This is a genomic window from Nostoc sp. ChiQUE01b (genome assembly GCF_034531255.1).
In the GTDB taxonomy this organism is placed as follows: domain Bacteria; phylum Cyanobacteriota; class Cyanobacteriia; order Cyanobacteriales; family Nostocaceae; genus Nostoc.
In genome coordinates this window covers 1-6036 of the sequence record NZ_JAVRBM010000161.1, presented here as the reverse complement: position 1 = coordinate 6036, position 6036 = coordinate 1, and the positions used below count along the sequence as shown (strand labels likewise).

General features: G+C 39.5%; 4 protein-coding genes and 1 pseudogene. All 5 read left to right on the top strand.

Annotation, left to right across the window (positions count from 1 at the left end):
- The first annotated feature begins 541 nt into the window (after positions 1-541).
- A complete protein-coding gene (locus RMY63_RS40795; RefSeq protein WP_322734123.1) occupies positions 542-943 on the top strand; it encodes a four helix bundle protein in 402 nt (133 codons plus the stop codon).
- Between the two features lie 108 nt (positions 944-1051).
- Complete coding sequence (locus tag RMY63_RS40790; protein WP_322734122.1) at positions 1052-2065, top strand: site-specific integrase; 1014 nt, start codon at positions 1052-1054, stop codon at positions 2063-2065.
- A gap of 3 nt (positions 2066-2068) precedes the next feature.
- Positions 2069-2542 (top strand): hypothetical protein, encoded by a 474-nt coding sequence (locus RMY63_RS40785; protein WP_322734121.1) that lies wholly within the window; start codon positions 2069-2071, stop codon positions 2540-2542.
- Positions 2543-2544: 2 nt separating this feature from the next.
- Positions 2545-3234: a hypothetical protein gene (locus RMY63_RS40780; protein WP_322734120.1), complete on the top strand. Its 690-nt coding sequence runs from the start codon at positions 2545-2547 to the stop codon at positions 3232-3234.
- A 510-nt stretch (positions 3235-3744) separates the two neighbouring features.
- Positions 3745-5383, top strand: a pseudogene (locus tag RMY63_RS40775) (IS1634 family transposase).
- The last annotated feature ends 653 nt before the right edge of the window (positions 5384-6036 follow it).

Below are 6036 nucleotides of genomic sequence, written 5' to 3'. Positions count from 1 at the left end.
CATTGTCGCAGTTTTTGATCCCATTTTTTCAGATTTTGTGAGAAATCCGCGGTAGAGAACTATATGGAACCTACAACCAAATTTTAGGTGGACTAGTAAATATGATTGCCAACCCAACACCTTGGTTAATGAAACGTTAGCATTCTTTCTCCTCTGCCCCTCTGCTCCCCTGCCTGCTGGGGAGAGGGTATTTTTAATCGTATTTAATATCGGATAAAAGATAAGGGTTTCTTATTTTGTATCCGCGATCGGGTATGATGACTGAAGTCGGAGGTCGGAAGTCGGAAGTCGGAAGTAAGAATAAAGAAAGATAAACAACATTCTGTGGGTTTAAGGAAGTGGCTTCCCAAAGCTGTAAGTTTTGTGATGGGGTCTGTTTTACAAAGTTGAGGCAGTCCGTTTGCGGGGTTCCCCCGCTCTACGGCACATGCTTTCCGACGCAGAGCAACAGGAGCGCAGGGGCTAGACTTTGCGCTCTTCTCCCCATTACAAAACTGTACTTCCGACTTCCGACTTTCGACTTCTTTAAGCGGGTAGAAGTATGGATAAAGACATTAGTATTACTGACAGGACTAAAGCGTTTGCGATCAGAATAATTAAGGCTTGTAGCTTTCTTGACGAAAAAGCAGGCGTTTGCCGCACATTATCAAAGCAACTGTTACGTTCTGGTACGAGCATTGGTGCTAACGTACATGAGTCTCGTTCGGCTCAGTCTGATAAAGATTTTTTACATAAAATGGAAATCGCTTTGAAGGAGGCACGTGAAACTGAATATTGGTTGGAAATTTTAATTGAATCTGAAGTTGTTGATAAATCTAAATTTGACCCATTACTTAGAGAAGCTGATGAAATAGTCAAGATACTCGTTGCCTCTACACGCAAAATTAAGAATAGATTAAATGAGAATAAATTTTTAAAGTTGGATGCCACAGAGCGCAACTGAAACCTTAGTTATTTAACTCAAAAGCCAGTTTCTCATTACTATTTTCTACTTCCGACTTCCGACTTCCGACCTCCGACCTCCGACTTCTGAAGGCTTTTGAAGAAGAGAATGAACTATAACGCAGATTCTTTACCTGAGATCAAACTCATTCCCCTTGATCGTGAAGCTCTACATTTCACACAGCCAGGAGAAACTAGAAGACCACCAACCGATATCCGGTGGGTAAAGGTGCTAGAGTTTTTACGCAGCAACAACCTTGCACTCAATAGCCGCAAGCTTTATGAGCGCGAACTTAAAAGGTTTTTGGTTTGGAGTGAACTACATTATCATGAACTGCGTCCACGTCACCTTGCGCTATATAAAGAATACCTACGAGATGAAATACGGACTGATGCCGGGAAACCGCTTTCCAAAAGCAGCATTAATGCAGGAGTCGCCGCACTTAAAAGCTTTTTCAAATGGATGTGCTATACGTATCCTGACATAATTGCTACTAATCCCACGCTGGGGATTAAACTGGAAAAAGTGCCACTGCCACCAGCCCAAAGTTTGACCCCTGAAGAAATGGAACGGGTTTGGTTAGCTTTGGAATTGCTCGGAGAAACAAAGCAACGGGATACAGCACTGGTTCACATTCTCAGTCATGGGCTACGGGCTGGAGAAATTGTGGAGTTAAATGTTGGGTCGTTTGATGGCAAGCTGCTATTTTTACCAGACACCAAAACCAATGAACCACGCTTAGTTCCACTAAAAAAACAGAGCAGAGAAGTTTTGGCAGAGTATTTGCGATCGCGCCAACAACTGGGTGAAGTATTAAACAGTCTTAGCCCTTTGATGATTTCATACCATGCTTCATACAAAGGTGAACGCTTAAGTTATTACGGTATTTACTTTGCTGTCGAAAAAATCGGTGAACTAGCTCTTATCGAAGATTTGCATCCTCACTCTTTTCGACATACCTACGCTACGGATCTAATATTACTAGGTCTTGACCCGACTCATGCCCGCAAACTGACTGGGCATCATAGTGACAAAGCTTTTCGGCGGTATACACTTCGTGGCGAACAACAAGCTGCGATCGCAGCTTACTATCGCGCGATTGGAGAGGACGAAGTGAAGTAGACTATGCCAAAGCCACTCGATCCCAAGTGTCAGTTATGCGCCAAGTTACCAACAACTCAAGCTAAAGTTTTACATGGAACAGCAGGGGATGGATGTTGGAATCCCAAAGTCTGTCACAATCGCCGTTCGTTTTATCGCCACCGAACCCAGAATCAGAACAATGGGACAGAAATTGATGTGATCGCAGTCGAACCCCCAGCAACATATTTTGCAGTACTGTATTTGTACAAAGAATCAGGGGATAAACCATTGCACGCCTTGGGCGCAGAACTCTGGCTGGGGCAAAAACCTGTTTGCCGCTTAGAGCCAATTCACTGTTTTGGGCTAACGGCTGGTAAGATCCGCGCTTATACAGATCAGGTGTTGCAGGCATTTGCATCTCAATACGGTGTTTCACTATATCAATACAAAGATATGTTTGAGATTACCTCAAGCTACTGCCCAGTGCGTCCTTGTCCCTTGCATCCAGAATCTTAGAGATGACCACATACCGCCAATTAACAATTTGGGATGTATTAGATGAGTTGTCCGAATCTCCAGCGACATCAACACTAGCACCGATGTGGGAATGTTTAGATGCCGAGCTAGAAAAATTACCCTTGGAGGCACAGTTATTAACCGCAGCGCTTGCCTTCAGTCAAATTGCAGATATTCTCAAGTCTCGTGCCGAAGTGCTGTTGCAAGATACCCGCGATCACAATAGTCTTTTGGGGCCTGTTGTTAGCACCGATCTCTTTGCTGGTCTAGTGCGGACAACAATGCACCTAGATTTAGATGATTTGATTGAACCGCAAACACCACAAACCTTTAAACCACATGGCCCACACCAATTTTCATCTCCTAACCAGGAGGGTGATTCTGTAGTAGCACCTGTTGAAAAAGCGAATGTTTTGGCAATGCTCGATGAGGTAACAACTTTAGAAGATGTTCGCAATTTGGCATCAGATGAGGATGTGGAAAAATGGCAGAGAGCGATCGCTAACCATCTGATAAATGTCAATGATGAGGTTTCTTTAGTTAAACTGCAATGTGCGTTGGAAATGCCGATGGTAGAAGTATGGTTGGGATTATTGCTGGGTGGCTTTACATTAGAACAGCGTGGTGATTTTTATCACAACCATAATGTCTGGGTGAAAAGTTCTCCAATCACTAACACTAACCCGATTTGATTTGAAATTTGGAACTTTCAAGCTGCTTTGACTTCAGGGGGCGACAAGAGAGCTAAAGTGCTTGCTGTATTAACTTCATAGCCCTTAAAAGATGTTTGAAACCATAAGATGAGCAAGTTGCTCTCCACAGAACAGAATCTCAAAGGGTTCCAATTGCGAACTTTATACTAGGTTTTGGTCTTCACCGTTTGGCCGATTCACGCAACAACGGCGCTCTGTATTACTCATATCTGGCTTTCATCGAGGTAAACCGTAACTGTCCGCACTCATTTAATCGCGTAATTCATCATAATAACCCACCTTCCGCACCCTAACTGTCACAGATCAGCAAAAAGCAGACAGAGTAGTACATAATAACTAGAAAACATAAAAAAGGAAGCAGAGTTAATAATAAAGATTAGCATTAAGCTGGGAACTGGATGAGAAGGTGAAATTTGGTGAAGAAAGAGAAATGATTTAATAACAACAGAAGTTGTGGAGAAACCTGTTGTGAAATTGAAACCCCAAGAAATGGAAATTCAAAACATAGACCATCTAGGAATAGTAGCAGGAATAATAGATGCCATAGGATTAGTAGAAATAATCACTCTCATTAATAGTTGAAGAAAAAGGAGAAAAAGTAAGCGCTGGTCATGTAGTGAAAGCAATGATATTAAACGGGTTAGGATTTGTATCCAAACCTTTGTATATGTTTCCTAAATATTTTGAAACAATTGCTTGTGAACATTTAGTGGGAACAGGAGTAAAACCAGAATATCTCAACGATGATAAACTGGGCAGAGTGATGGATAAACTATTTATTAAAGGACTGGATACTATATTTTTTATTATCGCCTTAAAAGCGGCTAAAAAATTTGGTGTATCACTGTCATCATCGCACTTAGATTCATCATCAATGCACGTACATGGACAATACAATACCAGTTTACCAGAAGTAATATTTGAGAGTAAAGAAGCAGTTAATTCCCAAGAATTAGAAGAATTAGTAGTAAAATCACCAAAAGAAATTACCATAACTTATGGTTATTCACGTGACCATCGCCCGGACTTAAAACAATTTATCATAGAACTAATCTGTTCAGGAGATGGAGACATACCAATATTCTTGAAACTAGCATCAGGAAATCAAGCCGATTCATCATGCTTTGGTGAAATAGCAGTTGAATATCAAAAACAAATAGAAGTGAACAGTCTTATAGTTGCAGACTGTGCTTTATATACAGAACCAAATCTGAAATTAATGTCAGAATTACGCTGGTTATGCCGAGTACCATTAAGTATAAAATCAGCACAATCATTAATATCAACATTACCAGAATCAGAATTTCTTGATAGTCAAATACAAGGATATAAATCTGCTTCAAAGACAGGAAATTATGCAGGAATAGAACAAAGATGGTTAGTAGTACAAAGCCAAGATAGAAGAGAATCCGACCTGCGTAAGCTTTCACAGAGAATTACCAAGGCAGAATCAAAAGCTGTTCAGGAATTGAAAAAATTATCACAGGACAAATTTGCTTGTGAGGCTGATGCTGTGAAAGCATTATCAAAACTATCAAAACAATTTAAATATCACCAAATTCAGGAAAGTAAAATTACTGAAATCACATCTAACAAAAAAGATAATCCAACAGGAACATCTTACAAAATATCAGCTACAGTTTCTAGAAGTGAAAGTAAAATCAACACAGAAGTTCTGAGTGCAGGACGTTTTATCATTGCTACTAATGTTTTAGAACCAAGTGAACTGAGTGACGACTCAATATTGAGTGAATATAAAGCTCAACAGTCATGTGAACGAGGGTTTGCTTTTCTCAAAGACCCATTATTTTTCGCAGACAGTATTTTCCTCAAAAGTCCAGAGAGGATTGAGTCTTTAGGAATGATTATGGGTTTATGTCTGCTGGTTTATACATTGGCTCAAAGGCAAATAAGAGCCGCTCTTCAAGAGTCTAAATCAACAATTAAAAATCAATTGGGTAAACTGACTAACCACCCCACTTTACGCTGGATATTTCAATGCTTTCAGTCTATTCATTTAGTTACACTGAACCAGGAAAAGCACATCTCAAATTGGACTAAAGAAAGAGAATTTATTCTGAATCTTTTCCCAGATCATTGTCTAGTTTACTATCAAGTATTCACCTAATTATTCTCTTTATTAATTTAATCTCAATAGAATTTGGAGCTAATCTATTTGATTCATAGCTCTAATTTACTATGTCAATAATTTTAGTTTGTCACTTCTATTAATTACTTTAATTTATGATTTAAGTCTTGAACATCTTCATTTATTTATCTCCGACTCATCTCTCTGCTGTCAGTTCTTATTGCTTCTTATTGACACTCTTATTTTAATGCCATTTTTTCTGATTCATGGTTGCTCAAATCTCTTTTTTGACTAATAATGTCTGTTTTGATTCCCACTTAATTTTTTTTCTCCGTAATTTCCCTTTGTGACAGTTAGGGGTGCGGAAGGTAGGATAATAATTACCTTGATGCTACATCCTCAGCACATTCCTCAAGCGATGCCTTTCATGAAGAGACGCTACCACCACTCTCAAAAGATAAACTGAAAATGACTATATAGTTTTATGGCACGATAGCGCTTAAAGAGCGGCTTATTCCGATAAGACATCATTTGCCATCAAAGCAACACAAGCACGGGAAATTTTGTACAAGTTCTTTAAAATAAGCAGCTTTACCCGTTTTCTTTAACCTTTTTAGTTTATTTATTTCGTCTATATTTAAGTAAGTGGGCGGGAAAAATCTCAAGTATGTAACGAAAAGTTAACTAGAGAG